Origin of the sequence: Bacillus sp. 0209A (assembly GCF_036765095.1) — a bacterium.
Classification (GTDB): Bacteria; Bacillota; Bacilli; order Bacillales; family Bacillaceae; genus Bacillus; species Bacillus subtilis_G.
Map to the genome: position 1 here is coordinate 443,701 of NZ_JBAIZV010000002.1, position 25,364 is coordinate 469,064.

Sequence of the window (25,364 nt, forward strand, 5' to 3'; positions counted from 1 at the left end):
TTTTTCTCTCTTTTTACGCAGATGAAGAGAAAAGGTGGTGAAATCTTTGGCCTCATTACGCGATATTAAGTCAAGGATCACGTCAACGAAAAAAACGAGCCAGATTACAAAAGCCATGCAGATGGTATCTGCGGCTAAGCTGAATCGTGCTGAAAACAATGCAAAATCATTTGTGCCATATATGGATAAGATCCAAGAGGTTGTGTCAAACGTCGGAAGAGTTTCCGGCAACGTGAAGCATCCGATGCTTCTCAGCAGAGAAGTGAAAAAGACAGCATACCTAGTCATTACGTCTGACCGCGGCCTTGCCGGCGCTTTTAACAGTTCGGTTTTACGAAGTGCTTATCAGGCCATGCAAGAACGTCATCAGTCTAAGGATGAGTACGCGGTGATCGTCATCGGAAGAGTGGGCCGTGATTTCTTTAAGAAACGTGAGATTCCGATCATTTCCGAGTTAACAGGGCTTGGAGATGAAGTAACGTTTACACAAATTAAGGATCTTGCCCGACAAACGATCCAAATGTTTACAGATGGTGCGTATGATGAATTGCACCTTGTTTATAACCATTTTGTCAGCGCCATTTCTCAAGAAGTAACGGAGAAAAAACTTCTGCCGTTATCTGATTTGGGCAGCGGCGGCGGTAAAAGAACGGCGTCTTATGAATTTGAACCGTCTGAAGAGGAGGTTCTGGAGGTTTTGCTTCCTCAATACGCGGAAAGCTTAATTTTCGGTGCGCTTCTTGACAGTAAAGCAAGTGAGCACGCTGCAAGAATGACGGCGATGAAAAACGCGACAGACAACGCGAAGGAACTTATCGATTCACTTTCGCTTTCTTACAACCGCGCTCGCCAAGCAGCCATCACACAAGAAATTACGGAAATTGTCGGCGGAGCAGCCGCTTTAGAATAGAAAGATTTTGTCAGGAGGGATAGCGATGAAGAAAGGACGCGTTAGCCAGGTATTAGGGCCGGTCGTCGACGTGCGTTTTGAAGACGGTCACTTGCCTGAAATTTATAATGCGATTAAAGTTTCACAGCCAGCAAGTGAAAACGAAGTAGGTATTGATTTAACGCTTGAGGTCGCTCTTCATTTAGGCGATGATACAGTCCGTACAATCGCAATGGCATCTACGGACGGTGTTCAGCGCGGAATGGAAGCTATTGATACAGGAGCGCCAATCTCAGTACCAGTTGGTGATGTAACACTCGGCCGTGTATTTAACGTACTCGGAGAAAATATTGATTTGAATGAGCCGCTTTCCGCGGATGCGAAAAAGGATCCGATTCACAGACAGGCGCCTTCGTTTGATCAGCTTTCAACAGAAGTTGAAATTCTTGAAACAGGTATTAAAGTTGTTGACTTGCTTGCTCCATACATCAAGGGCGGTAAGATCGGTTTGTTCGGCGGTGCAGGTGTAGGTAAAACCGTATTAATCCAGGAATTAATCAACAACATCGCGCAAGAGCACGGCGGTATCTCTGTATTCGCCGGTGTAGGGGAGCGTACTCGTGAAGGGAACGACCTGTTCTACGAAATGAGCGACTCTGGCGTAATCAACAAAACAGCCATGGTATTCGGCCAAATGAACGAGCCGCCGGGCGCCCGTATGCGTGTTGCTTTGACAGGCCTTACAATGGCTGAGCACTTCCGTGATGAACAAGGACAGGACGTACTGTTCTTCATCGATAACATTTTCCGTTTCACACAAGCGGGTTCAGAGGTTTCAGCCCTTCTTGGCCGTATGCCTTCAGCGGTTGGTTATCAGCCGACGCTTGCGACTGAAATGGGTCAGCTTCAAGAGCGTATCACGTCTACAAACGTTGGATCAGTTACATCTATCCAGGCGATCTACGTGCCTGCCGATGACTACACTGACCCGGCGCCGGCAACAACGTTCGCTCACTTGGATGCGACAACAAACCTTGAGCGTAAGTTAACAGAAATGGGTATTTACCCCGCGGTTGATCCGTTGGCTTCTACATCACGCGCCCTTGCTCCTGAAATTGTCGGAGAAGAGCATTATGCAGTTGCCCGTGAAGTACAATCAACGCTTCAGCGTTACAAAGAGCTTCAAGATATCATTGCGATTCTCGGTATGGATGAATTGAGTGATGAAGACAAGCTTGTCGTTCAACGCGCACGCCGCATTCAGTTCTTCCTTTCTCAAAACTTCCACGTGGCTGAACAGTTCACTGGACAAAAAGGTTCTTACGTGCCTGTAAAAGAAACGGTTCAAGGTTTCAAAGAAATCTTAGCCGGCAAATACGACCATCTTCCTGAAGATGCGTTCCGTCTTGTAGGCCGTATCGAAGAAGTTGTTGAGAAAGCAAAAGAAATGGGTGTAGAAGTTTAATCTGGTCCTAGGAGGGTAAAAGCATGAAGACCGTTAAAGTCAATATCGTTACTCCCGACGGCCCAGTATACGATGCGGATATTGAAATGGTGAGTGTGAGAGCCGAAAGCGGCGATCTCGGTATTTTGCCAGGTCATATTCCAACCGTGGCTCCTCTTAAAATTGGCGCTGTCCGTCTGAAAAAAGACGGACAGACTGAATTGGTTGCTGTCAGCGGCGGGTTTGTAGAAGTCCGTCCTGATCATGTGACCATCCTTGCCCAAACTGCGGAGACAGCGGAAGGCATCGATAAAGAGCGCGCTGAAGCTGCACGCCAGCGGGCGCAGGAGCGTTTGAATTCTCAATCAGGTGATACTGACATTCGTCGGGCTGAGTTTGCGTTACAGCGGGCTTTGAACAGATTGGATGTAGCAGGGAAATAGAAAAAATCCTTCTCTTTATGAGAAGGATTTTTTTATGATCGCATAAGAGAATCAAACAGCGACAGCAGCGGCTGACTCTCTTTTTGCCGCAAGTATAAACGATCACAGCAATTCACGGTATGCCATGATTTACGATGTCTTCTGAAACCCATTGTATAAGCGCCGTCTGTGTATGGGTAAGGCTTTACGATCCATTCCGCATCTTCATGATGGGCAATCACGCAATCTATAAGATACACACTGATCATTTTCTCGAATTCTTCAATAGGAAGATTCCAATCAGCAAGCAAAAGCTCTTGTATACTTTGAAAATAAAGGTTTTCAAGCTCTTCAAGGCTTTCTCTCGTATAGGTAAGAGAAATGTTATAAAACTGACACAATTCATTCAGTTCTTCAATCTGTGACTGTCTATAATCATAATAGAATGCAATTGCTTCCCATTCCTGTTCAAAAATTGGCAAATCCTCACCGTATTGCTTTTCAGGCTGAAAAAAAGAATGATTCACGTTTGCCAGCTCCTTTCCAACAAAGTATACCATGTAAGAGAATCGTACTTTAAGCGGGGATTAACCCTAGATTTGGCTGATTATTCCGTTCTGTATAAAAGGTATCATCTTTATCTGTGCTTCTTATATAATAAGAAAGGGTAAAAACGCGGATAAAGGATGAAAGGAGTGGAATAGATGAGTGTATTGGGACAGCAGGCTGCAATCGGCATTGTCGTTCACTTGATTTTTATAGCGGTGACTTGGTGGGCACTGCAAGCCGTCAATATCGATCCGTTAATCAAAAAAGGCAAAGTTGTGCAAGCTAGACTCCTGATGATTTTGCTGACAATCGCTATTGGAACGGCCGTTGCAAATTTCTTTTTAGATTACCTCAATTATTCACAGCAGCTTCCCTATCTATTTTAATAGGTTTTGAACATCATAATCACGGGAATGGTTGGGGAAGGGGTATAAGCGAATAGCTCGAGTTTTGACGAAGATTTTTACGTATGGCGCCTCTCGCCTCCGGTAAAACTGGGGATAAGGGGGAGAGATGAATATGTACAAAAAACAAGTAAGCCGCGCCATTATCATTTCCGTGATGTTAAGCTTCGTCATAGCTTTTTTTCATACCATTCATGCGAGTGAGTTAACGCCGTTAGCGCAAATCGCTGAGGGGATGAAACGCCAAGATGTGTTAATAGATAAATGGACATTGCATGCCAAACAAAACATGTCGCTGACCGAAAAAGAATTTTATCAAAAAGTGCAACGTTTAAAAACAAAATATCGTCAATATGATTGGGTACTTGCACAGGAAGATAAGGTCGTAAAGGCAATGGGCACATATACTGACAAAAAAAATCGCACTTCTTTTAGGCTGCAGCTTGTCACAACCCTCAAAAAACACAACCCAACTTCGTATTTATTATATGAGCAAATGAGTCTTGAGACACCGAATAGCTGGAATGATACATATGAACAGTTTGAACGTGAGTCACTCGGGATATTCCAAGAAAAAGTAGTTATTTTTACTTGTCTAAATGGTCATTTAGATGATAATATGAGTATTGTTTTGCAAAAAAAAGCAAATCAGTTATTAAATGAATTTCAAGCAAGAACTGTAGAACATGTAGTTGAGCCAAATTTCGTTTCTATTTCTGCGTTTACAGATGAGTGGAAAGAGTCCATCATGACCTCAAAACATAAAATGAATTTGCAAATTGCACTTAGAAGTGCAGGAATGGGCGGAAAACATACCGTTACGGTTGGCACACCAATCGTTACGACTGAATATTAATATAGAGAATTTAGGGACGCGGAGGGGAATACCTTGGAAAAAATCATCGTCCGCGGCGGTCAAAAGTTAAACGGCACAGTCAAAGTTGAAGGCGCTAAAAATGCCGTTTTACCTGTTATCGCTGCATCTTTATTAGCAAGTGAAGAAAAAAGCGTAATTTGTGATGTACCTACGCTCTCCGATGTATATACAATTAACGAAGTGTTGCGTCATTTAGGAGCAGATGTGCATTTTGAAAATAATGAAGTGACTGTAAATGCTTCATACGCTTTGCAAACTGAAGCACCTTTTGAATATGTTCGTAAAATGCGTGCGTCCGTGCTTGTTATGGGGCCGCTTCTTGCGCGTACAGGTCATGCAAGAGTTGCGCTTCCGGGCGGATGCGCAATTGGTTCCAGACCGATCGATCAGCATTTAAAAGGTTTTGAAGCAATGGGCGCAGAAATCAAAGTCGGCAACGGCTTCATCGAAGCTGAAGTAAACGGCCGTCTGCAAGGCGCAAAAATCTATCTGGACTTCCCAAGTGTAGGAGCTACAGAGAATCTGATTATGGCAGCCGCTCTGGCTGATGGAACAACAACGCTAGAGAACGTGGCGAAAGAACCCGAAATCGTTGATTTAGCAAACTATATCAACGGCATGGGCGGAAAAATCCGCGGAGCTGGCACCGGCACCATCAAAATTGAAGGTGTCGAAAAGCTTTACGGCGTAAAACACCATATTATTCCTGACCGCATTGAAGCGGGCACATTTATGGTTGCTGCTGCAATCACTGAAGGAAACGTATTAGTTAAAGGAGCGGTTCCTGAACACCTCACCTCTTTAATTGCAAAAATGGAAGAGATGGGTGTAACGATTAAGGATGAAGGTGAAGGCCTGCGTGTCATCGGCCCGAAAGAACTCAAACCGATTGACATTAAAACGATGCCTCATCCGGGCTTCCCGACTGATATGCAGTCACAAATGATGGCGCTTCTGCTTCGTGCAAGCGGCACAAGCATGATTACAGAAACTGTTTTTGAAAACCGTTTTATGCATGCGGAAGAATTCCGCCGTATGAATGGTGATATCAAGATTGAAGGACGTTCTGTCATCATTAACGGTCCTGTACAGCTTCAGGGAGCTGAAGTTGCAGCGACTGACTTGCGTGCAGGTGCAGCGCTGATTCTTGCGGGGTTAGTGGCTGAAGGTCATACGCGTGTTACTGAATTGAAGCACTTAGACCGCGGTTACGTTGATTTCCATAAGAAGCTTGAAGGTATTGGCGCAGACATCGAACGTGTAAATGATGAGTCTGCTTCTGAGCAAGAGAACAAAGAAGTCGTTTCTGACTTAAACGCATAAACTTACCTAAAAACCAGTATGTCACTTTGGCATACTGGTTTTTTATTTTCGTGTATTATCATCATTATGCGCAAAATAGCAAAAAAGAATACGTAAATGACAAATAAAGTTTCTGTCCAAAACGAGGGTCATATTAGCTTGTCCCTGCCCATAGACTAGACTAGAGTCGAATTCCGAGCAGGAGGCAGCTGAATATGAAACAATTCGTAATCACACTATCTGTACTATGTGCATTGATTCTCTTGGTTCCCACACTCTTGGTCATACCATTCCAGCATAACAAAGAGGCGGGGGCCAGTGTAGAATCAGGAAAGACAGCAGTCAGCACGAAATCGGCATCAAAAGGAGCGGAAACGTTGAAAGCATCGCCTGTTTCTATTCCCGTCTATCGAACCGCAAATCAATCCGTAGAAAACATTCCGCTTGAAGAGTATGTGATTGGAGTCGTCGCCTCCGAAATGCCGGCAACCTTTGAATCTGAAGCGCTGAAAGCTCAGGCTCTCGCCGCCAGAACGTTTATTGTCAGACTGATGGTCTCAAATTCAGCGGTAGAGGCTCCTAAAGGCTCACTGGTGGATGATACACAGATGTTTCAGGTGTATAAAAGCAAAGCGGAGCTGAAAAAACAGTGGGGCGCGAGCTACGAGCGGGATTTGAAGAAAATCACAGATGCGGTTGCCAGCACGCAAGGCAAAATCCTAACGTACAACAACCAGCCGATTGAAGCCTCCTTTTTCTCCACAAGCAACGGCTACACAGAAAATGCTGAAGCCTATTGGACAAGTGCCATACCATATTTAAAAAGCGTCAAAAGCGCTTGGGATAAAAAGTCTCCGAAATATAAGGCAACGAAAACCTTTACAGCCTCAGAATTTGAACAAAAGCTTGGCGTCAAGCTGGATGGGTCTGGCACAGTCGGACAGATTACCGGAGAAACACCGGGCCGCCAGGTCGCAACGGCCGTTATTAACGGCAAGACGCTGAAAGGAAGAGACATACGCGAAAAACTGGGCCTCAATTCAGCCGATTTTGAATGGAAGCGAAGCGGAGACTCGATTACAGTCACGACGAGAGGATTTGGCCACGGTGTCGGGATGAGCCAATATGGCGCGAATTTTATGGCGAAAGAAGGAAAAACGGTTGATGACATTGTGAAGTACTATTACCAAGGTACACAAATTTCTGAAGCAGATTCGTTTTTGAATAAATATATGGCGAAGAAGTAGAAAAAGACGCTCATTGAGCGTCTTTTTCTGTTCTTAAATGTCTTTTATCTAAGAGCGGTTGAAATGTTTTAGAGAAGCTCCTGACAGCCTTTAGGGCGACAAGGGAATCAGTTCCTTTTTCCTGATTGCTCACTTTGAGATTGTGGTAAAGTAATCCACATATATCGACAGACTTCGACAGACTCATATAACGAAAGCCGAAAGGCCGACAATCTTCTTTTTTCTTAATAGTGTTAGGCGGAAATCACTAATAAAAACAAAGGTTTCTATGCAAAAGTAAACAACAGCAATGGGGAAGCCCGCCCTATTTATTTCTCTGTTTTTGTCGATTACGATTAATGATGTTCAGCGTTGAACATCTGCACGCAGAAACAAACTTGTAAAGGGGTACGAGCATGAAGAAAAGATTTTCACTGATCATGATGACAGGCTTGTTATTTGGATTAACCTCACCTGCTTTTGCAGCTGAAAAGAAAGAAGCGGAGGCTGAAGATCCGGCAAACGTGGCAGTTTTGCTTGATGCCAGCGGAAGTATGGCGAAAAGAATAGACAGTGTATCTAAATTTAATTCAGCTAAAAAAGAAATTTCAAAGTTTGCAAGCTCACTGCCGGAAGGCACTCAGGTGAAAATGAGCGTGTTTGGTTCAGAAGGAAACAATAAAAACTCCGGAAAGGTTCAGTCATGTGAATCTATCCGCAACGTATACGGCTTCCAAAGCTTTAACGAACAAAGCTTCCTCAATTCTCTTAATGCAATCGGGCCGACTGGCTGGACGCCAATTGCCAAAGCGCTGAACGAGGCGAAATCTTCTTTTGATCAGCTTGATACTAAAGGAGAAAAAGTAGTGTATCTGCTGACAGACGGTGAGGAAACGTGCGGAGGAAATCCGATTAAAACAGCAAAAGAACTGCACAAAGACAATATCACTGTGAATGTGATCGGTTTTGATTATAAAGAGGGATACAAAGGCCAGCTGAACGCGATTGCGAAAGTAGGCGGCGGTGAATACTTCCCTGCGTATACTCAAAAAGATGTTGAGAAAATCTTCACTCAGCAATCATTGATGTTATCTGAATAAGAAAAAAAGAGAGGCTGATAATGGTCAGCCTCTTTTTTGTATGTAACAAAATGTTCAAAAGTGATTCGCTGTCAGCCTGTAGCATAGTAGCAGATTTTCGTTTCTCTGTCTTGACCAAGGAGAAAAAAGAATGAATGGTGTTACAGTCTGTATATACTTTATGGGCGAAAATAGCTAAAAATCACCGGCATATCAAGCGATTTTGTACAGAAAGTGAAAGCGGTACAAAAGGCAGCTTGCCCTATATCTTTTTGCAATTTCATATTCTAGCATAAAGGATAATCCAACATAAAGTTGGAAAATATGATAGAGAAAGGAAGATTAAACGTGAAAAAATTGCTGGCTGCCGGTATCATTGGATTGCTGACTGTCTCCTTTGCCTCCCCGTCTTTTGCCGCTGAGAAACAGGCGGACACAAATGTGGCTGTTTTGTTTGACGGAAGCGGAAGCATGGTTCAAAAAACAGGAGGAGAGCGCAAAATAGATATTGCCAAAAATTCCGTCAAGTCTTTTGCCGAGCTGCTTCCGAAGGATACAAATCTCATGCTTCGCGTTTTCGGACATGCTGGAAACAATAAACTGTCCGGAAAAGCTCTTTCATGCAGCACGACGGAAACCATTTACGGCCTTCATCCATATGAAGGATCACTGTTTGACAATTCATTGAGCGAGATCAAGCCGACTGGCTGGACACCGATTGCCAAAGCACTTTCAGATACAAGAAAAGAACTTGAAGCATTCGACGCAGACGGAAAAAACGTGGTGTATTTAATCACTGACGGTGAAGAAACGTGCGGCGGAGATCCAGCGGCTGAAATTGAAAAGCTTCGTGAAGCGAATGTGGATACGATTGTAAACATTATCGGATTTAACTTTGATGTGAAAGGAAACGAAGAGATGAAACAGGCGGCTGTTGCTGGCGGCGGAGAATATATTTCAGCGAACAGCGCGGATGAGTTCGAACAGACTTGGGAAAAAGAAGCACAAAAATTTACTGAGTAATCGCTTGTATGAAGGCGCTCCCCCAGGCGCCTTTTTCTATTGGTTTAAAAACGATCTGTGCGGGAAAGATACCCTTAAAAGGGGTTGAACATATGAGATTATTAGGAATGATTTTTCTTATAGCCGCCGTGGCGTTTGTCTTGCTCGGTGTTTTTCTAAAACTGGCAGCCTTCTTTTTTGTCAGCATTCTCACCTTGATCGCAGCTGTTGTGCTGTTTGTGATCGTGAAAAAGAATCAGCATAATCAAACATAGAGCCCTTTATATAGAGGGCTCTCAGCGTGTCGACAAACCCCGCATTATTGTCAATGCACCTTGGTGCTCACGTGTTATGAAACGAACGGCGGCTAAATCCTTAGGCGTCCTGCCTAACACCGCCGTCATCACATCCTGTGAAAGCCCTTTATACAGAGGGCTCTTTTTATGTCTCAGAATTCGACAAAATCCGGGGATTATGAAAAAATATAAAGGCAGGAACATTGCGGAGGGGAAGAGAAATTGAATGATAAACTAACTGCGGTCAGGGATGTATGGCGCTATGAACAAGGGGAAATAAGCAAAATTGAAGACCGGATAGTGACGGAATATCCTTTGACAGTGATACTGAACGGGAGTGAATTTGTGACACTCGTTTGTACGCCGGAGCATATCAAAGAGCTTGTCATCGGATTTCTCGCATCAGAGGGTGTTATACGATTTCAAAAAGAGATTAAAAGGTTTACAATAGATGAAAGTCTCGGTTTTGTTTATGTCGATCTCATTCATCCTGAGGCATTGGATCAAAAGGATTATACAAAACGGGTGATCGGCTCATGCTGCGGAAAGGGCCGCCATTTTTATTTTCAGCAGGATGTCAAAACCGCAAAAACGGCTGTCAGCCAAATGAAAATATCGCCTGAAGCATGTCTGGCGCTTATGAAAGATTTACAGAAAGGGAGCGAAACGTTTCAGGATACGGGAGGCGTCCACAATGCGGCGCTTTGCGACACAGAGAAGCTGCTCCTGATGCGCGCAGATATCGGCCGGCACAACGCGCTTGATAAATTATACGGACACTGCCTGCTGAACGGGATATCTGTCCGCGACAAACTGATTGTGTTTAGCGGCAGAATCTCATCAGAAGTCCTGTTAAAAGCGGCAAAAATCGGCGTGTCGATTGTGATTTCCAAATCGGCCCCGACGGAGCTTGCGATTCAAATGGCGGAAGAATTAAATATCACAGCGATCGGATTCGTCAGAAACGGATCATTTAATGTATATACACACCCTGAGAGAATCGGGGGATAGGAAGGGGCTGTAGCTATGAATACAGAATCGCGTCAGATGTTGGATAAAAGGAACAGGCCGCTGAGAGACCTTCGCATTTCTGTTACAGACCGCTGCAACTTCCGATGCACGTACTGTATGCCCGCCGAATTATTCGGCCCGGATTATCCTTTTTTAAAGAAAGAGGAACTGCTTTCATTTGAGGAGCTGGAACGGCTTGCGACGCTGTTTGTCACAAGGTTCGGCGTTGAAAAAATCCGCTTAACCGGCGGAGAGCCTCTCATGAGAAAGGATATGCCCGAATTAATCAAAAAACTGGCCCGTATTCCGGGTGTCCGTGATATTGCGATGACGACAAATGGATCACTGCTGCCTGTTTATGCGGAGAGGCTCAAGGAAGCCGGGCTGAAAAGGGTCACGATCAGCCTTGATTCCTTAGAGGACGAGCGGTTTAAAAAGATAAACGGGCGCGGGGTTTCTGTCAGCAAGGTGCTTGAAGGCATTGAAGCGGCGAAGCAAGCGGGGCTCGGTGTTAAAATCAACATGGTCGTCCAAAAGGGCGTCAATGAAAAAGATATAATGCCTATGGCGCGTTATTTTAAAGAAAAAGGGCATATCCTGAGATTCATCGAATTTATGGATGTTGGGAACACCAACCAATGGGAAAAGAAGGACGTCATGACAAAGGCGGAAATCATTGATTTGATCAATGAACACATGCCGGTAGAACCGATAGCGCCTAATTATATAGGCGAAGTGGCTTCCAGATTCCGCTACTTGGACGGATCAGGGGAAATCGGCGTCATATCATCTGTATCTGATGCGTTCTGCGGATCATGCAACAGGGCCCGTCTTTCTGCGAGAGGGGAGCTGTTTACCTGCTTATTCGCTGCAGGCGGGTTTGACCTCAGAGCGCCGGTACGGCAGGAGTTAAGTGATGACGAACTGGCGGAGATGATCGGCACAGTATGGAAAAATCGGATCGATCAGTATTCGGTCGATCGTACTCTATCAAAAGCATTAGGCAAAAAGAAAGTGGAAATGTCTTATATTGGCGGCTGAATTTCATGTAAAAAGCTTATCGGCACTGTCCGGTAAGCTTTTTTTATAAGAGTCCAAGGGCAAAAAATAGTTACAAACACCGAAATATATAAGGATAGGCATAAAGAAGGAATCATTGTAAGAATTTTTAATTCCAATGCCATACATTATGATAAAATATAACCAATTAGAAAATAGAAAGGGTTGGAGGGGCATGGCCGCGTACGAGATCCCGTCATCTCAAGTAGGAGTGAAAATCAATAAGTGGTATAAGCACATTTTAGCATTTCAAGTGGCTGATGCCGTTAAGCTGAAGAAAGAGATTGATCAGAACATCGAACATATGGAAGAGGATCAGCTGCTTCTGCTGTATTACCAGCTGATCAGTTACCGTCACCAAATTATGCTGGATTATGTAAAACCTGACCTGCACGAGGAATCTCAGCTTCAATATCGTGAATTGATCAAAACGCTGGAAAGCAATCAGAACAGCATCTCCGGGTTATCTGAGTATTATTTTCACTTGTTCAGAGGAATGTACGAATTTGAACAGAACAATTATATTTCAGCCATATCCTTTTATCGGAAAGCTGAAAAGATGCTTGCGTTTGTGGAAGATGAAATTGAAAGAGCGGAATATCATTTTAAAGTGGCTGAAGTTTTTTATGTCATGAAGCAGACACACTTTTCCATGAACCATGCCATACAGGCGCTTGAGACATACAAGGATCACGATTTTTACAGAGTCAGAAGAATTCAATGCCATTTCGTGATATCAGGAAACTACATTGACTACAGAAATTATGAAAAGGCGCTTGAGCATTTGGATGACGCGTATCGCCTGGCTTTATTGGAAGGACAGCCCCGTTTGATCGGATCTGCCCTCTACAATATGGGGAATTGCTATGACGATAAAGGCGAGCTGGATCAAGCTGCGGCATACTTTGAAAAAGCGCTGCCTGTCTTTGAGGAGCATCAGCTGGAACAGCTTCCGAAAGCGCTCTTCAGCCTGACTCGCGTTCTTTTCAAAAAAGAAGATGCCCAAGCCGCGACGCGGTACTATGAAAAAGGGATTGCCATCGCTCAAAAACGAAACGATTTCTTCAGTCTGGCAAAATATAAATTTCTGCAGGCTTTATATGTGGAATGTGTCAATGTAGATATGATTCAAGAAGTATTTGACTATATGGAAGAAAAATCCCTGTATGTATATATTGAAGAATTCGCTTTGGATGCTGCCGCCTATTGCAGTCATCGTGAACAATACAAAGAAGCGGTGTATTTTTATGAAAAAGCGGTCAGCATGAGAGAGATGATCCAAAGGAACGACTGTTTATATCAAGTGTAAGACGAAACCATCTGCTGCCAGATGGTTTTTTTATATACAAAAAAAGGAGAGTATCGCAACGTTTATTTCCGGACGAAACAGGAAAAATCGCTACATATGCTTTTGAACAACTTAACATGGCCGGGTTCAGAAGGTGCCTGAGTCATTGACAAGCGTGAGGGGGGAATTCGATGTTTGGTTTCAATGATATTGTGAAGTTTTTATGGTCTTTCCTCATTGTTCTGCCGCTTGTACAGATCATACATGTTTCAGGGCACAGCTTTATGGCTTTAATTTTTGGCGGAAAAGGATCATTGGATATTGGGATGGGCAAAACGCTGTTTAAGATTGGGCCGATACGGATCAGAGCGATTTATTTCATCGATTCTTTTTGCAGGTTTGGTGAGCTGAAAACCGACAATCGGTTCTCACATGCACTCGTGTATGCCGGGGGCAGCCTGTTTAACCTGATAACGATTTTCGCGGTCAATTTGCTGATTATACACAGTGTATTAAAACCGAATTTGTTTTTCTATCAGTTTGTCTATTTTTCTACGTATTATGTGTTCTTCGCCCTGCTGCCGGTTCGATATTCTGAGAAAAAGACATCAGACGGGCTGGCGATTTATAAGGTGCTTCGCTACGGAGAACGCTATGAGATCGATAATTAACATTCAAATGTTTACCGCCTCTTAGATCGGGAAGGTAACAAGTACACAGATATGAAGGGAGAGAATCAACATGGGTAACGATAGTGTAAAAGATAAAATGAAAGGCGGCTTCAATAAAGCCAAAGGAGAAGCGAAGGATAAAGTCGGAGATATGACCGATAAAGCGGATATGCAGGCTGAAGGCAAAAAAGATAAGGCAAAAGGCGAGATCCAAAAGGATATCGGGGAAGCGAAGGATAAATTCAATAAAGATTAATCGTACGGAAGAGGCGGGAAACGATATGTTTCTTGCCTTTTTTTGTGCGCTTGTTTGGATGTGTTAATAAATGTAACAAAAAAAGCAGTCGATTTGGTTAAAGTATCTAAATTTTTAAAATATTATATGAAATATTGGCTCTCTTCTATATAATGATGACATAAGATGTTAACTTTTATTACATAAGCTAGTGGAATCACAAAAGGGAGGTTTTGAATGAAAAACAAAGGGGTTGGAATACAGGTTGTTTTTCTGTTGTTTCTGCTCATGGTTCTGATGACGGGATGCGCTGCGCCGAAGAAAGTGTCGGAAGCCAGCGGGGATGCGAAAAAAACAGTTGATATCGACACAAGCGGTGATTCAGTGAAGGTTGGGATTCTTCACTCGTTAAGCGGAACTATGGCGATCAGCGAAGTGTCCGTACATGATGCGGAGTTAATGGCGATTCAAGAAATCAACCAAAAAGGCGGAGTTCTCGGCAAAAAGCTTGAACCCGTCGTGGAAGACGGCGCTTCAGACTGGCCTGTTTATGCGGAAAAAATGAGAAAACTGCTTCAGCAGGATAAAGCCGCTGCTATTTTTGGCGGATGGACATCAGCGAGCCGCAAAGCCATGCTTCCGGTTGTGGAGCAAAACAACGGGCTGCTGTTCTATCCGGTGCAGTACGAGGGAATGGAGTCATCACCTCATATTTTTTATACCGGAGCAACGACGAATCAGCAAATTGTTCCGGCTGTTGATTGGCTGCTGAAGAATAAAGGTAAGAAGTTCTTTCTGATCGGATCAGATTACGTGTTCCCGAGAACAGCCAATAAAATCATTAAAGCGCAGGTGAAAGCGGCCGGAGGAGAAATTGCCGGTGAAGAGTATACGCCGCTCGGCCACACGAACTACAGTACGCTCGTCAGCAAAATCAAAGAAAAACAGCCTGATGTCATTTTTAATACATTAAACGGCGACAGCAACGTGGCGTTTTTCAAACAGCTGAAAGATGCGGGCATCTCGGCTGACGATATGCCTGTGATGTCGGCAAGTGTCGCTGAGGAAGAAATTCGGGGGATCGGCCCTGATGTGCTAAAAGGACATTATGCGGTGTGGAATTACTTTCAGACAACCAATACGAGCGAAAATCAAACATTCGTGAAGAACTATAAAAAGATGAACGGCGATAACAGGGTGACGAGCGACCCGATTGAAGCTGGCTATAATGCGGTCTATCTCTGGGCAGCAGCTGTTGAAAAAGCGAAGTCCTTTGATGTCGATAAGGTGAAGAAAGCGGCTGACGGGATTGCATTCAAAGCCCCGGGCGGCACAGTGAAAATCGACGGAGATACACAGCATCTGTACAAAACGGTCAGAATCGGGCAAATCACGGGGGATGGACAGTTTAAAGAAGTATGGAACTCAGGTGACCCGGTAAAACCTGATCCGTATTTAAAATCGTACGATTGGGCAAAGGGGTTATCTAAATAAATCAAAGCCGTTTGCGGGAGAGGAGGCGGAACATGTCTGTCGTCATGACTCAATTATTTAACGGGATCAGTCTCGGATCTATTTTGATTCTCATTGCGATTGGGTTGGCCGTTACATTCGGTTTGATGAACATTATTAATATGGCGCACGGTGAGCTGATTATGGCAGGAGCCTACACGACATATGTCGTTCAGCAGCTATTTATCAGCTATTTGCCGGCTTCCCTGTTTTCTTACTATTTTTTAATCGCAATCATCATGGCGTTTGCGGTTGCGGCGCTTATTGGGATTGTCATTGAAAAAGTGATCGTCAGGCGATTATATGACCGTCCGCTCGACAGCCTTTTGGCGACGTGGGGAGTGAGCTTGATTCTGCAGCAGGCGGCCAGATCGATTTTTGGCGCGCCGAATGTGGCCGTCAAGTCTCCTGAGTGGCTGACGGGTGGGGTGACGCTGTTTTCCGTTACCTTTCCGTATAAAAGGCTGTTTATTTTGGCGCTCGTTTTTTTTACGCTGGCGCTGCTCGGTTTCTATTTATTTAAAACCTCTGCGGGGCGGCGGATGCAGGCTGTTACGCTGAACCGGAGCATGGCATCGTGTCTCGGCGTATCTGTGAGAAAAACCGATACGTTGGCTTTCGCGCTCGGAAGCGGGCTGGCCGGTATCGCGGGGAGTTCACTCACATTGCTTGGCTCAATTGGGCCTACTCTCGGTTCATCTTACCTAGTCGATGCTTTCATGATCGTTATTTTAGGAGGAATCGGAAAATTGAAAGGCACCATTATAGGCGCGGTGGCCGTCGGTTTGCTGAGCACATTCGTTGAGTATTCCACAAGTGCTACGATTGCCAAGGTTGTCGTGTTTGCATTTATTATTCTCTTTCTGCAATGGCGGCCTTCAGGTCTTGCGAGTGTCAGAACGAGATTACTTGATTAGGAGGGAACCGGATGAAGCGGTTTTCACAATTCAGTCCGTATCTGGTGATGTTTGCTCTTCTTATCGCCGCTCCGTTCTTGCTGCAGGAGTTTCGATTAGGGCTGTTGGCAAAGTTTTTGTGCTTTGCGATTGTAGCGGTCGGCATTTGCCTGATTTGGGGATATACAGGCATTTTGAGTTTGGGACATGGCGTCTTTTTCGGATTGGGTGCTTACTGCATGGCTATGTATTTAAAAATAGAAGCCTCGCCGTCAGGCATTCCTGACTTTATGGAGTGGACAGGGGTCACTGAACTGCCGTGGATCTGGGCAATGTTCAGGAACCCTTTAGCTGCGATTGCCGCGGCAGTCACTGTGCCTGTCTTTCTGGCCTTTTTACTCGGTTACTTTACCTTCCGCAACAACATAAAGGGCGTTTATTTTTCGTTGATCTCTCAGGCTGTTGTTGTGGTGGTTGTCACATTGTTCATCGGCAGCCAGGGAATCACAGGCGGCACGAATGGCCTCACGAATTTCTATTCCATTTTCCAGTATTCTCTGGCCGATCCCGCAATGAAGCGGATTTTGTATTTTACGGCACTCTTTTTCCTCGGTGCTTCTGTCGTGCTCGCTTTGTTTCTGACGAGAAGCCGTTTTGGGCGGCTATTGCAGGCGGTGCGCGACGGAGAAAACAGAGTCCGTTTTTTCGGGTATCATTCCACCGTTTTTAAAGTGTTTATTTATTGTGTATCCGCTGCGATGGCCGGGATTGCCGGGATGCTGTTTGTGCTTCAGGACGGGATGATCTCGCCGGAAATGATGGGCATCATTCCTTCGGTGGAAATGGTGCTGTGGGTGGCGATCGGCGGCAGGCACTCCATTTTCGGGGCGGTGCTTGGCGCACTTCTAACGAACGGAATGAAAAGCTATTTAAGCGAATATTATCCTGACATTTGGCTGTACTTCCTCGGCGCACTGTTTATCATCGTTGTGCTCTATATGCCAAAAGGGATTGTCGGGCTGTTCGAGAAGCTTATAAACCAGCTTTCCTCCTCAAAAAAGAAAGGAGCGGCTGCTTATGAAACCGATACTTACCTGCCGTGACGTGAAGGTTAAGTTTGACGGGTTTTGGGCTTTGCGGGGCGCTGATATCAGTGTGCAGGAACGTGATATCCATTTTCTGATTGGGCCGAACGGCGCCGGAAAAACGACTTTGCTGGACATCATTTGCGGAAAAACAAAGCCGCATTCGGGTGAAGTTCTTTTTCAGGAAGCGGATGAATTGACAAAGACTCGGGAATATCAGATCGCGAAACTGGGGGTCGCCAGAAAGTTTCAGGCCCCGAGTGTCTTTACGCGGCTGACAGTGTTTGAAAACCTCGAACTTGCCATGAAACAGAAAAAAACGATTCTTTCATTGCTGACAGCGCGTATGACAAAAGAGCAAAGTGACAAGATGATAGACATCCTGAGGCTGATAGGGTTAGATGACAAACGGGATCTAACAGCCGGAAGCCTGTCACACGGACAGAAGCAATGGCTTGAAATCGGCATGCAGCTCGCCATGGAGCCAAAGCTTTTGCTGCTGGATGAACCGATTGCCGGCATGACGGGAAAGGAGCGGGAAAAAACCGGAGCCTTGCTTGAAGAGATCGCGAAAACGTGCTCTGTTCTGATTGTCGAGCACGATATGGATTTTGTGCGTTCGTTTTCAAGAAAAGTCACGGTCATGCATGAAGGCAAAGTGCTTTGTGAAGGGTCGATGGATGACATCACAAGCAATGAAGAGGTGGAAGCGGTGTATTTAGGAAGGAGAAGTGTGTCATGATTACCGTCAGCAATGTAACGTCCGGTTACGATCAATCGATGGTTTTGCACAGCCTCAGCATGATGGTTCGTCCGGGGCAGATTGTCGCTGTATTAGGCCGAAACGGAGTCGGCAAATCCACTTTGCTGAAAACAATCATAGGCCTGCTTCCGGCTAAACAGGGGGATATTTGTTTTAATCAAACGTTTGTTCAAAACGAAAAGGCGGAAACACGGGCAAGAGCGGGGATTGCGTACGTTCCGCAGGGAAGAGATATCTTTTCCTCCTTAACCGTTCGTGACAACCTGCTGCTCGGGGAGGAGCCGCTTCCGAAGAAAAAGCGGACGGGGCAGATCAAGGAAGAAATTTTTCAGTGGTTTCCCGTTTTAAAGGAGATGCTTGACCGCAAAGGCGGCGATTTAAGCGGAGGGCAGCAGCAGCAGCTTGCAATTGCCAGAGCGCTGATGGGAAATCCGAAAATTATTTTACTTGATGAACCAATGGAAGGAATCCAGCCGTCAATTGTCGAACTAATCAGACAAGTTATCGTGGAAATTGCCAGAAAAAAGGACATTTCCGTTATGTTAGTCGAGCACAGTCTGGAAAAAGCGTTAACATGTGCTGACCACCTTTATGTGATCGACAGGGGAACGGTTATTGATGATGGGAAGGCCGATGAAGAAACGGCACGCCGCTTTGAAAGGCATCTTACTGTATGATTTTTATGCTGAAGTAAGGGAGGTGATGTCCCGCCTGCATGTTCCGTAAATTCGTAGTAACCACATCTGCTTTATATGAAAAAAGAAGGAGGACTACAGATGAAACTGACACCGGTTGAACAAGAGAAATTGCTCATTTTTGCAGCGGGAGAACTAGCCAAACAGCGAAAGGAGCGCGGCGTTCTGCTGAATTATCCCGAGGCCGCCGCTTATATCACCTGCTTTATCATGGAAGGCGCACGTGACGGAAAGAGAGTGGCGGAGCTGATGGAAACCGGCCGCCATGTGTTAACGGAAAAAGACGTGATGGAGGGTGTGCCTGAGATGCTCGACAGCATTCAGGTGGAAGCCACATTCCCTGACGGAGTAAAGCTTGTCACCGTACACCAGCCGATTTCTGCGGAGGTGACGTCATGAAGCCGGGAACATTTCAAATTGCTGAGGGAACGATTACGATTAACGAAGGCCGCCAGACACGGGAGGTAACGGTGAAAAACACCGGATCACGCTCCATTCAAGTCGGCTCGCATTTTCATTTTGCGGAAGCCAATCGTGCATTATCATTTGATCGTGAACAAACCATCGGCATGCGTATCGACATTCCGTCAGGCACATCGGTCCGTTTTGAGCCAGGTGAGGAGAAAACCGTCACGCTTGTTGAATTCAGCGGACGAAAAACAGTACGGGGACTGAACGGAATGGCCGATACATATATCGATGGACGCGGCAAAGAAAAGACGTTAGCCAACTTAAAACAAGCCGGCTGGATGGAGGGTGTAATCCGATGAAGATGTCACGGGAGCAATATGCGGAGCTGTTTGGCCCGACAACGGGCGATAAAATCAGATTGGGCGATACGGATTTATGGATCGAGGTTGAACAGGATTTCACAGTATACGGTGAAGAAATGGTCTTTGGCGGCGGAAAAACGATCCGTGACGGCATGGGTCAAAACGGCAGAATCACAGGGAAAGATGGCGCTTTGGATTTGGTCATTACCAACGTCGTGCTCTTGGATTACTCAGGCATTGTTAAAGCGGATGTCGGTGTTAAGGACGGACGGATTGTCGGCGTCGGAAAAAGCGGAAACCCTGATATCATGGATGGAGTCGATCCGCATATGGTCATTGGCGCGGGTACAGAGGTGATTTCCGGTGAAGGTAAAATCTTAACAGCCGGAGGAGTGGATACGCACATTCATTTTATTTGCCCTCAGCAGATGGAAGTTGCGCTTTCTTCAGGTGTGACGACCCTTTTGGGAGGCGGGACAGGACCCGCTACAGGAAGCAAAGCGACAACATGTACGTCTGGCGCGTGGTATATGGCAAGGATGCTGGAAGCGGCCGAGGCGTTTCCGATCAATGTCGGCTTCTTAGGAAAAGGGAATGCATCCGATAAAGCGCCGCTGGTCGAACAGGTGGAAGCAGGCGCCATCGGCCTTAAGCTTCATGAAGACTGGGGCACGACGCCAAGCGCCATCAAAACGTGTATGGAAGTTGTGGATGAGGCTGATATTCAAGTCGCCATCCATACCGATACGATTAACGAAGCGGGCTTCCTGGAAAACACGCTCGACGCGATCGGGGACCGGGTCATTCATACCTATCACATTGAAGGAGCAGGCGGCGGCCACGCTCCGGATATTATGAAACTCGCCTCTTACGCAAACATTCTGCCGTCATCCACAACGCCAACCATTCCTTATACTGTTAATACGATGGAGGAGCATCTTGACATGATGATGGTCTGCCACCATTTAGATGCGAAAGTGCCTGAAGATGTGGCATTCAGCCATTCCAGAATCAGGGCTGCGACCATTGCGGCAGAGGATATTCTCCATGATATCGGCGCGATCAGCATGACATCATCGGATTCCCAAGCAATGGGGCGGGTCGGTGAAGTGATCATCCGAACGTGGCAGGTAGCCGACAAAATGAAAAAACAGCGCGGCGCTCTTGCTGGCGAAAACGGAAACGACAATGTGCGAGCAAAACGCTACATTGCCAAATACACGATTAATCCGGCAATTACTCACGGGCTCAGCCATGAAGTCGGCTCGGTGGAAAAAGGGAAGCTTGCTGATCTCGTTTTGTGGGACCCGGTATTTTTCGGCGTTAAGCCGGAACTTGTCTTAAAGGGCGGCATGATTGCACGTGCGCAAATGGGAGATCCGAACGCGTCCATTCCGACGCCTGAGCCGGTATTTATGCGCCAAATGTATGCGTCATACGGAAAAGCCAACCGTTCAACATCCATTACATTTATGTCTCAGGCAAGCATTGAGCGGGGTGTGGCGGAAAGTTTAGGGCTGGAAAAAAGAATTTCTCCTGTCAAAAATATCAGAAAGCTGAGCAAGCTGGATATGAAATTGAACTCAGCTTTGCCGAAGATCGAAGTTGATCCAAAAACCTATCAGGTCTTTGCTGACGGAGAGGAACTGTCTTGCCAGCCTGTCGATTATGTTCCGCTTGGACAAAGATATTTCTTATTCTGACAAGACACGGCCGGGGTGCATCCGGCCGTTCTATTGACTAAAAACGGTGCACACGAACCCCGTAATTAGTGTATATTAGATGTTGACAAACGAATCAAATGTAACTATTATAGTTACAACGGTGGTGAAAAACATGATTAACAGCCGTCTTGCTGTTGCCATTCATATTTTATCCCTCATTTCGATGGATGAAAAAGAGTCTTCAGAAATCATCGCTGGCAGCGTCAACACCAATCCGGTTGTCGTGCGAAGAATGATCAGCCTGCTGAAAAAAGCGGATATTCTCACATCACGCGCCGGGGTGCCGGGTGCAAGACTCAAAAAAGATCCGGCTGATATTTCTCTTTTAGAAGTATATCGGGCTGTCCAAAAGCAAGATGAACTCTTTGCGGTTCATGAAAACCCGAATCCGAACTGTCCGGTAGGGAAAAAAATTCAGAACGCACTGGATGAAACTTTTGAAAGTGTGCAAAAAGCGATGGAGAATGAACTGGCAAGCAAGTCATTAAAAGATGTTATGAATCATCTCTTTTAATCAAAAGGGATGACTTCTCACCGCCAACATGTAACTAAAATTGTTACAATAGGGAGGGCATGAAAAATGAAAATTGGAATTATCGGTGCAAGCGGAAAAGCAGGGAACGAGATTTTGAAAGAAGCGAAAACAAGAGGGCATGAAGTAACTGCCATCGTTCGAAACGCTTCAAAAGTGAAGGAACAGGATATAGCGATTTTGGAGAAAGATGTGTTTGAACTGACTGCAGAAGACATCAAGCCTTTCGATGCGGTCGTCAACGCTTTTGGAGCTGCGGCTGGTGAGGAACATCTTCATGTTGAGGCAGGCAGAAAACTAATCAGCATCTTAAAGGACGCGAAAAACATAAGATTGCTTGTCGTTGGCGGAGCAGGAAGCCTGTTTGTTGATGAAGCGAAAAAAACCCGTTTAATGGATACACCGGAATTCCCGAAAGAATATGTGCCGACTGCATCAAACCAAGGGGAGAACCTGAAAGATTTGCAGCAGACAGACTCCGTTTCATGGACGTTCCTCAGCCCTGCGGCATTTTTTGATCCGGCAGGAAAACGGACGGGTTCTTATCAAAAAGGAAAAGACAATGTCATCGTTAACGCGAAAGGCGATAGCTATATCAGCTATGCGGATTATGCCATTGCTGCAGTGGATGAGCTTGAACATCCTGCACACAAAAATGAACGCTTTACAGTGGTAAGCGAAGCAGAATAATAATAAAAAACCCGGAGCTTCCTCCGGGTTTTTCTGATTAATAAGTGCTGTACGTATCATAATCGCTGAAAAGGCCGTCAGCAATCCCAAGCATTAAGAAGACGAAGAAGGCGATAATCGCAAGAATAGATACAGCAATGCTTACGATTAAATAAATCCCTTGCATCTTCACAAACTTAGCGTAATTCTCCAGCATTAAGTCTTCAGACTGTCCGCTGTTGTGGTCAGCCATTTGTCCTGCTTCTTTAGCTGACCGCATCAAAAAGATTCCAGCAATAATTTGCAGTACGCCTGGCACGGCACCGATTAGAAAAAAGAACGCGCCTGAAAGCGCGGTAAGAGCGCCCATAATAATAAATAAAATGCCTGTTGCTTTCCCCCATTTCGAAATGCTAACGAGGGTTTTGTTCATTGTTTCAGGATTCATGTACACTGGCTCCCCTTTACAAAAAAAATACTCACTTTTCTTTTATACACTATTTGTGAGAAGTTTTGTATATCAAAATTAACAATTTTGGGGTTGACCCTGACGCTGCGTGATTGTTTACGATAAAAGACGAGGAGGCGGCAAATATGAAATATCAGGTCAAACAAGTGGCGGATATAGCGGACGTCAGCATTCGGACTCTTCATCACTATGACGATATTCAGCTTCTTAATCCTTCAACGGTTACTGACGCGGGATACCGTTTATACAGTGATTCAGATCTAGAAAGACTGCAGCAGATTTTATTTTTTAAGGAAATAGGTTTTCGTTTGGATGATATTAAAAAGTTGCTGGATCATCCGAATTTTGACCGGAAAGAAGCGCTTCAATCGCAAAAGGATATGTTGATGAAGAAAAAACAAAGAATGGAAGAGATGATTCAAACGATTGACAGGACGATTCAGTCCATTGAGGGAGGAGAACAAATGAATAAGCGGGATTTATTTGCCGGATTAAGCATAAAAGACATTGAAGAGCACCAGCAGACATACGCTGATGAAGTCAGAAAGCTCTATGGAAAGGAAATCGCGGAAGAAACAGAGAAGAAGACATCCGCATACTCGGCAGACGATTGGCGTACGATCATGGCTGACTTTGATTCGATTTACAGGAGAATCGCGGCGCGAATGGAGCACGGTCCCGATGATGCAGAGGTTCAGGCCGCTGTGGGAGCATTTCGCGACCATATTTGTCAATATCATTACGATTGCACGCTAGACATTTTCAGAGGGCTTGGAGAAGTGTATATCACTGACGAACGATTTACCGATTCGATCAACCAATATGGAGATGGCCTTGCCGCTTTTTTGCGGGAAGCGATGATCATCTACTGTGACTATCAGGAAAAACCCCGGCCGTAAAAGCCGGGGTTTTGGCGCATCTTATAAAATCGGCGACAACAGCCGCGAGATGGATTCTTTCATTCGAATCCATAAGGGGCGCTGCAGGTATTCTTCATAGGTGTATTTTCTGGATACGAGCAAATCTTCTTTAAATGTAGAAACCAGTTTTTTCGCAATGGAGATATCGTAAATAAATGCATTAACCTCAAAATTCAGCCTGAAGCTTCGAACGTCGATATTCGCTGTCCCGACTGATGCAATTTCGTCATCCACTACGATGGTTTTCGCGTGGATAAAGCCGTTATCATATATATAGACAGTGGCCCCGGCTTTCAACAGATCGCCGATGTACGAAAGTGTCGCCCAGTATACAAAGGCATGATCAGGCTTGTTCGGGATCATGATGTTGACATCAATGCCTGACAGGCACGCGATCCTTAAAGCATCGAGCAAGCTTGCGTCAGGGATAAAATAAGGCGTCTGAATTAAAATAGAACGCTTGGCATTCGAAATCATTTTAATGTAGCCGTTTTTAATTTGTTCCCATTCGGAATCCGGGCCGCTTGTGACAATCTGCATCCCGACGTTGCCTTTTGGGCCGTGATCAGGAAAGTGATTCGGAATATATGTCAGCGTATGGCGATGGGAAGCCTGATTCCAGTCAAGGATGAAACGTGTCTGGATGGCGTGCACGGCGGTTCCTTGCAGCCGAATATGCGTATCACGCCAATAGCCGAATTTCGGATTAAGCCCGAGGTACTCATCTCCGACGTTAAATCCTCCGACATAACCGATCACTCCGTCTACGATGACAAGCTTTCGGTGGTTCCGATAATTCAGCCGCAAGTTAATCGGCCTGAGTTTTGAAGGGAAAAAGACCTCCACATGCCCGCCGGCTTCGCGGAGCTCTTTAAAAAACTTTTTTCTCAGTGTTCTGGACCCGAGTTCATCATATAGCACCCTGACCTGAACGCCTTCTTTCGCTTTTTGGATGAGAGCGTCCCGTAATTTTTTTCCTAATTCATCACCTTTATAAATATAATATTGTAAGTGGATATGATCCTTAGCCTTTGAGATGTCATGCAGCAGCCGCTGAAACTTATCCCGGCCGTCTGTAATCACGTCAACTGAATTATCCTCTGTAAACACAGCATGATTATTCATAATAAGCATATAAATTAAATCTTTATTATCAAATGTTGCCCGGTTGTTGAACTGAAATTGCCTGGTTTCTAAGTCTTCAAGCTGATGCTTCAGCAGCTTTTCGATTCCGATCTTTTTTCGGTCCTCCCATTGAAACAATTGCTTGCGCCTGAGATTATGGCCGAATAATAAGTATAAAATAAAGCCTAAAACGGGAATAAAGAAAAGAACAAGCAGCCAAGCCCAAGATGCGCTGGCATCGCGCCGTTCTTTGAAAATGACAATGATGGCCAAAAGAATATTCAAAATGAAAAAAAGTGATAAAAGGATGGAAGAAATACTCAATTTGTAACCCCGCTCATTCAATATTTATCAAGAAGATTGCCATTAGTATTCCATGATTAACAGCGATCTGATTCCCATTACAAATTATAACACTCCCATTTTAAAAGAATAAAGAGCGGCGCT

29 protein-coding genes are annotated in these 25,364 nt (G+C 45.1%); 26 read left to right on the forward strand and 3 right to left on the reverse strand.

Features of this window, described 5'->3' with window-relative positions:
* Positions 1-46 precede the first annotated feature (46 nt).
* The 3 genes from atpG to V6D44_RS07480 are packed head-to-tail and all read left to right on the forward strand — an operon-like array spanning position 47 to position 2,776.
* Positions 47-910, forward strand: coding sequence for an ATP synthase F1 subunit gamma (gene atpG / locus V6D44_RS07470; protein ID WP_087992694.1), 864 nt, complete (start codon positions 47-49; stop codon positions 908-910).
* Positions 911-935: 25 nt separating this feature from the next.
* Entirely contained in the window at positions 936-2,354 is a 1,419-nt protein-coding gene (gene atpD / locus V6D44_RS07475) for a F0F1 ATP synthase subunit beta (RefSeq protein WP_010328918.1), read from the forward strand.
* Positions 2,355-2,377: 23 nt separating this feature from the next.
* On the forward strand, positions 2,378-2,776 hold the full coding sequence (locus tag V6D44_RS07480) for a F0F1 ATP synthase subunit epsilon (RefSeq protein ID WP_087992693.1): 399 nt from the start codon (positions 2,378-2,380) through the stop codon (positions 2,774-2,776).
* A 32-nt stretch (positions 2,777-2,808) separates the two neighbouring features.
* On the opposite strand, the gene V6D44_RS07485 is transcribed toward V6D44_RS07480, so the two are convergent.
* On the reverse strand, positions 2,809-3,282 hold the full coding sequence (locus tag V6D44_RS07485; protein WP_087992692.1) for a hypothetical protein: 474 nt from the start codon (positions 3,280-3,282) through the stop codon (positions 2,809-2,811).
* A gap of 177 nt (positions 3,283-3,459) precedes the next feature.
* Between V6D44_RS07485 and V6D44_RS07490 the strand changes: the two genes are divergently transcribed.
* The 22 genes from V6D44_RS07490 to V6D44_RS07595 all read left to right on the forward strand — a co-directional run bounded on the left by V6D44_RS07490 (position 3,460) and on the right by V6D44_RS07595 (position 22,424).
* Positions 3,460-3,690, forward strand: a complete 231-nt coding sequence (locus V6D44_RS07490) for a DUF1146 family protein (protein ID WP_003227691.1) — start codon at positions 3,460-3,462, stop codon at positions 3,688-3,690.
* A gap of 133 nt (positions 3,691-3,823) precedes the next feature.
* Positions 3,824-4,564 carry a YwmB family TATA-box binding protein gene (locus V6D44_RS07495; RefSeq protein ID WP_087992691.1) on the forward strand — a complete coding sequence of 247 codons (741 nt, stop codon included), beginning with the start codon at positions 3,824-3,826 and terminating at the stop codon, positions 4,562-4,564.
* A 33-nt stretch (positions 4,565-4,597) separates the two neighbouring features.
* Entirely contained in the window at positions 4,598-5,908 is a 1,311-nt protein-coding gene (gene murA, locus V6D44_RS07500) for a UDP-N-acetylglucosamine 1-carboxyvinyltransferase (protein ID WP_087992690.1), read from the forward strand.
* Positions 5,909-6,102: 194 nt separating this feature from the next.
* Positions 6,103-7,134, forward strand: coding sequence for a stage II sporulation protein D (spoIID, locus tag V6D44_RS07505; protein WP_087992689.1), 1,032 nt, complete (start codon positions 6,103-6,105; stop codon positions 7,132-7,134).
* Between the two features lie 395 nt (positions 7,135-7,529).
* Positions 7,530-8,213 carry a vWA domain-containing protein gene (locus tag V6D44_RS07510; protein WP_087992688.1) on the forward strand — a complete coding sequence of 228 codons (684 nt, stop codon included), beginning with the start codon at positions 7,530-7,532 and terminating at the stop codon, positions 8,211-8,213.
* 327 nt (positions 8,214-8,540) lie between these two features.
* Positions 8,541-9,215 (forward strand): vWA domain-containing protein, encoded by a 675-nt coding sequence (locus V6D44_RS07515; protein WP_087992687.1) that lies wholly within the window; start codon positions 8,541-8,543, stop codon positions 9,213-9,215.
* A gap of 92 nt (positions 9,216-9,307) precedes the next feature.
* A complete protein-coding gene (locus tag V6D44_RS07520; RefSeq protein ID WP_087992686.1) occupies positions 9,308-9,469 on the forward strand; it encodes a hypothetical protein in 162 nt (53 codons plus the stop codon).
* A gap of 243 nt (positions 9,470-9,712) precedes the next feature.
* Positions 9,713-10,501, forward strand: coding sequence for a formate dehydrogenase accessory sulfurtransferase FdhD (gene fdhD, locus V6D44_RS07525; RefSeq protein ID WP_087992685.1), 789 nt, complete (start codon positions 9,713-9,715; stop codon positions 10,499-10,501).
* 15 nt (positions 10,502-10,516) lie between these two features.
* Positions 10,517-11,542, forward strand: coding sequence for a GTP 3',8-cyclase MoaA (moaA, locus tag V6D44_RS07530; protein ID WP_202327924.1), 1,026 nt, complete (start codon positions 10,517-10,519; stop codon positions 11,540-11,542).
* 193 nt (positions 11,543-11,735) lie between these two features.
* Complete coding sequence (locus tag V6D44_RS07535; protein ID WP_087992683.1) at positions 11,736-12,869, forward strand: response regulator aspartate phosphatase; 1,134 nt, start codon at positions 11,736-11,738, stop codon at positions 12,867-12,869.
* A gap of 170 nt (positions 12,870-13,039) precedes the next feature.
* Entirely contained in the window at positions 13,040-13,519 is a 480-nt protein-coding gene (locus V6D44_RS07540) for a hypothetical protein (RefSeq protein ID WP_087992682.1), read from the forward strand.
* A gap of 70 nt (positions 13,520-13,589) precedes the next feature.
* Positions 13,590-13,775 (forward strand): CsbD family protein, encoded by a 186-nt coding sequence (locus V6D44_RS07545; RefSeq protein WP_087992681.1) that lies wholly within the window; start codon positions 13,590-13,592, stop codon positions 13,773-13,775.
* 216 nt (positions 13,776-13,991) lie between these two features.
* Complete coding sequence (gene urtA / locus V6D44_RS07550; RefSeq protein WP_087992680.1) at positions 13,992-15,248, forward strand: urea ABC transporter substrate-binding protein; 1,257 nt, start codon at positions 13,992-13,994, stop codon at positions 15,246-15,248.
* 32 nt (positions 15,249-15,280) lie between these two features.
* Complete coding sequence (urtB, locus tag V6D44_RS07555; protein ID WP_087992679.1) at positions 15,281-16,183, forward strand: urea ABC transporter permease subunit UrtB; 903 nt, start codon at positions 15,281-15,283, stop codon at positions 16,181-16,183.
* An 11-nt stretch (positions 16,184-16,194) separates the two neighbouring features.
* On the forward strand, positions 16,195-17,265 hold the full coding sequence (urtC, locus tag V6D44_RS07560; RefSeq protein ID WP_087992678.1) for an urea ABC transporter permease subunit UrtC: 1,071 nt from the start codon (positions 16,195-16,197) through the stop codon (positions 17,263-17,265).
* Complete coding sequence (urtD, locus tag V6D44_RS07565) at positions 17,240-17,989, forward strand: urea ABC transporter ATP-binding protein UrtD (RefSeq protein WP_087992677.1); 750 nt, start codon at positions 17,240-17,242, stop codon at positions 17,987-17,989. The genes urtC and urtD overlap by 26 nt, the downstream gene beginning before the upstream one ends.
* Positions 17,986-18,687: an urea ABC transporter ATP-binding subunit UrtE gene (gene urtE, locus V6D44_RS07570; RefSeq protein ID WP_087992676.1), complete on the forward strand. Its 702-nt coding sequence runs from the start codon at positions 17,986-17,988 to the stop codon at positions 18,685-18,687. The genes urtD and urtE overlap by 4 nt, the downstream gene beginning before the upstream one ends.
* A gap of 99 nt (positions 18,688-18,786) precedes the next feature.
* The gene (gene ureA / locus V6D44_RS07575) at positions 18,787-19,104 is read left to right on the forward strand and encodes an urease subunit gamma (RefSeq protein WP_087992675.1); all 318 of its coding nucleotides are present in this window, start codon (positions 18,787-18,789) and stop codon (positions 19,102-19,104) included.
* Positions 19,101-19,475: an urease subunit beta gene (ureB, locus tag V6D44_RS07580; protein ID WP_087992674.1), complete on the forward strand. Its 375-nt coding sequence runs from the start codon at positions 19,101-19,103 to the stop codon at positions 19,473-19,475. The genes ureA and ureB overlap by 4 nt, the downstream gene beginning before the upstream one ends.
* Positions 19,472-21,181: an urease subunit alpha gene (gene ureC, locus V6D44_RS07585; protein WP_087992673.1), complete on the forward strand. Its 1,710-nt coding sequence runs from the start codon at positions 19,472-19,474 to the stop codon at positions 21,179-21,181. Before ureB ends, ureC begins: the two co-directional genes overlap by 4 nt.
* A 133-nt stretch (positions 21,182-21,314) precedes the next feature.
* Positions 21,315-21,716, forward strand: a complete 402-nt coding sequence (locus tag V6D44_RS07590; RefSeq protein ID WP_087992672.1) for an Rrf2 family transcriptional regulator — start codon at positions 21,315-21,317, stop codon at positions 21,714-21,716.
* A 66-nt stretch (positions 21,717-21,782) separates the two neighbouring features.
* Positions 21,783-22,424: an NAD(P)-dependent oxidoreductase gene (locus V6D44_RS07595; RefSeq protein WP_202327926.1), complete on the forward strand. Its 642-nt coding sequence runs from the start codon at positions 21,783-21,785 to the stop codon at positions 22,422-22,424.
* A 37-nt stretch (positions 22,425-22,461) separates the two neighbouring features.
* Here V6D44_RS07595 and V6D44_RS07600 read toward each other — a convergent pair whose 3' ends face one another.
* Positions 22,462-22,851, reverse strand: coding sequence for a DUF5362 family protein (locus V6D44_RS07600; protein WP_087992670.1), 390 nt, complete (start codon positions 22,849-22,851; stop codon positions 22,462-22,464).
* Positions 22,852-22,997: 146 nt separating this feature from the next.
* On the opposite strand from V6D44_RS07600, the gene V6D44_RS07605 reads away from it, so the two are divergent.
* Positions 22,998-23,771: a MerR family transcriptional regulator gene (locus V6D44_RS07605; protein ID WP_087992669.1), complete on the forward strand. Its 774-nt coding sequence runs from the start codon at positions 22,998-23,000 to the stop codon at positions 23,769-23,771.
* 21 nt (positions 23,772-23,792) lie between these two features.
* On the opposite strand, the gene cls is transcribed toward V6D44_RS07605, so the two are convergent.
* A complete protein-coding gene (gene cls, locus V6D44_RS07610; RefSeq protein ID WP_087992668.1) occupies positions 23,793-25,241 on the reverse strand; it encodes a cardiolipin synthase in 1,449 nt (482 codons plus the stop codon).
* Between the last annotated feature and the right edge of the window lie 123 nt (positions 25,242-25,364).

Bases quoted from the DNA above. Each gene is read 5' to 3' on its own strand.
- atpD (WP_010328918.1), top strand. From the start codon at position 936: ATGAAGAAAGGACGCGTTAGCCAGGTATTAGGGCCGGTCGTCGACGTG.
- V6D44_RS07480 (WP_087992693.1), top strand. From the start codon at position 2,378: ATGAAGACCGTTAAAGTCAATATCGTTACTCCCGACGGCCCAGTATAC.
- V6D44_RS07490 (WP_003227691.1), top strand. From the start codon at position 3,460: ATGAGTGTATTGGGACAGCAGGCTGCAATCGGCATTGTCGTTCACTTG.
- V6D44_RS07495 (WP_087992691.1), top strand. From the start codon at position 3,824: ATGTACAAAAAACAAGTAAGCCGCGCCATTATCATTTCCGTGATGTTA.
- spoIID (WP_087992689.1), top strand. From the start codon at position 6,103: ATGAAACAATTCGTAATCACACTATCTGTACTATGTGCATTGATTCTC.
- V6D44_RS07510 (WP_087992688.1), top strand. From the start codon at position 7,530: ATGAAGAAAAGATTTTCACTGATCATGATGACAGGCTTGTTATTTGGA.
- V6D44_RS07520 (WP_087992686.1), top strand. From the start codon at position 9,308: ATGAGATTATTAGGAATGATTTTTCTTATAGCCGCCGTGGCGTTTGTC.
- moaA (WP_202327924.1), top strand. From the start codon at position 10,517: ATGAATACAGAATCGCGTCAGATGTTGGATAAAAGGAACAGGCCGCTG.
- V6D44_RS07535 (WP_087992683.1), top strand. From the start codon at position 11,736: ATGGCCGCGTACGAGATCCCGTCATCTCAAGTAGGAGTGAAAATCAAT.
- V6D44_RS07540 (WP_087992682.1), top strand. From the start codon at position 13,040: ATGTTTGGTTTCAATGATATTGTGAAGTTTTTATGGTCTTTCCTCATT.
- V6D44_RS07545 (WP_087992681.1), top strand. From the start codon at position 13,590: ATGGGTAACGATAGTGTAAAAGATAAAATGAAAGGCGGCTTCAATAAA.
- urtA (WP_087992680.1), top strand. From the start codon at position 13,992: ATGAAAAACAAAGGGGTTGGAATACAGGTTGTTTTTCTGTTGTTTCTG.
- urtB (WP_087992679.1), top strand. From the start codon at position 15,281: ATGTCTGTCGTCATGACTCAATTATTTAACGGGATCAGTCTCGGATCT.
- urtC (WP_087992678.1), top strand. From the start codon at position 16,195: ATGAAGCGGTTTTCACAATTCAGTCCGTATCTGGTGATGTTTGCTCTT.
- urtD (WP_087992677.1), top strand. From the start codon at position 17,240: ATGAAACCGATACTTACCTGCCGTGACGTGAAGGTTAAGTTTGACGGG.
- urtE (WP_087992676.1), top strand. From the start codon at position 17,986: ATGATTACCGTCAGCAATGTAACGTCCGGTTACGATCAATCGATGGTT.
- ureA (WP_087992675.1), top strand. From the start codon at position 18,787: ATGAAACTGACACCGGTTGAACAAGAGAAATTGCTCATTTTTGCAGCG.
- ureB (WP_087992674.1), top strand. From the start codon at position 19,101: ATGAAGCCGGGAACATTTCAAATTGCTGAGGGAACGATTACGATTAAC.
- ureC (WP_087992673.1), top strand. From the start codon at position 19,472: ATGAAGATGTCACGGGAGCAATATGCGGAGCTGTTTGGCCCGACAACG.
- V6D44_RS07590 (WP_087992672.1), top strand. From the start codon at position 21,315: ATGATTAACAGCCGTCTTGCTGTTGCCATTCATATTTTATCCCTCATT.
- V6D44_RS07595 (WP_202327926.1), top strand. From the start codon at position 21,783: ATGAAAATTGGAATTATCGGTGCAAGCGGAAAAGCAGGGAACGAGATT.
- V6D44_RS07600 (WP_087992670.1), bottom strand. From the start codon at position 22,851: ATGAATCCTGAAACAATGAACAAAACCCTCGTTAGCATTTCGAAATGG.
- V6D44_RS07605 (WP_087992669.1), top strand. From the start codon at position 22,998: ATGAAATATCAGGTCAAACAAGTGGCGGATATAGCGGACGTCAGCATT.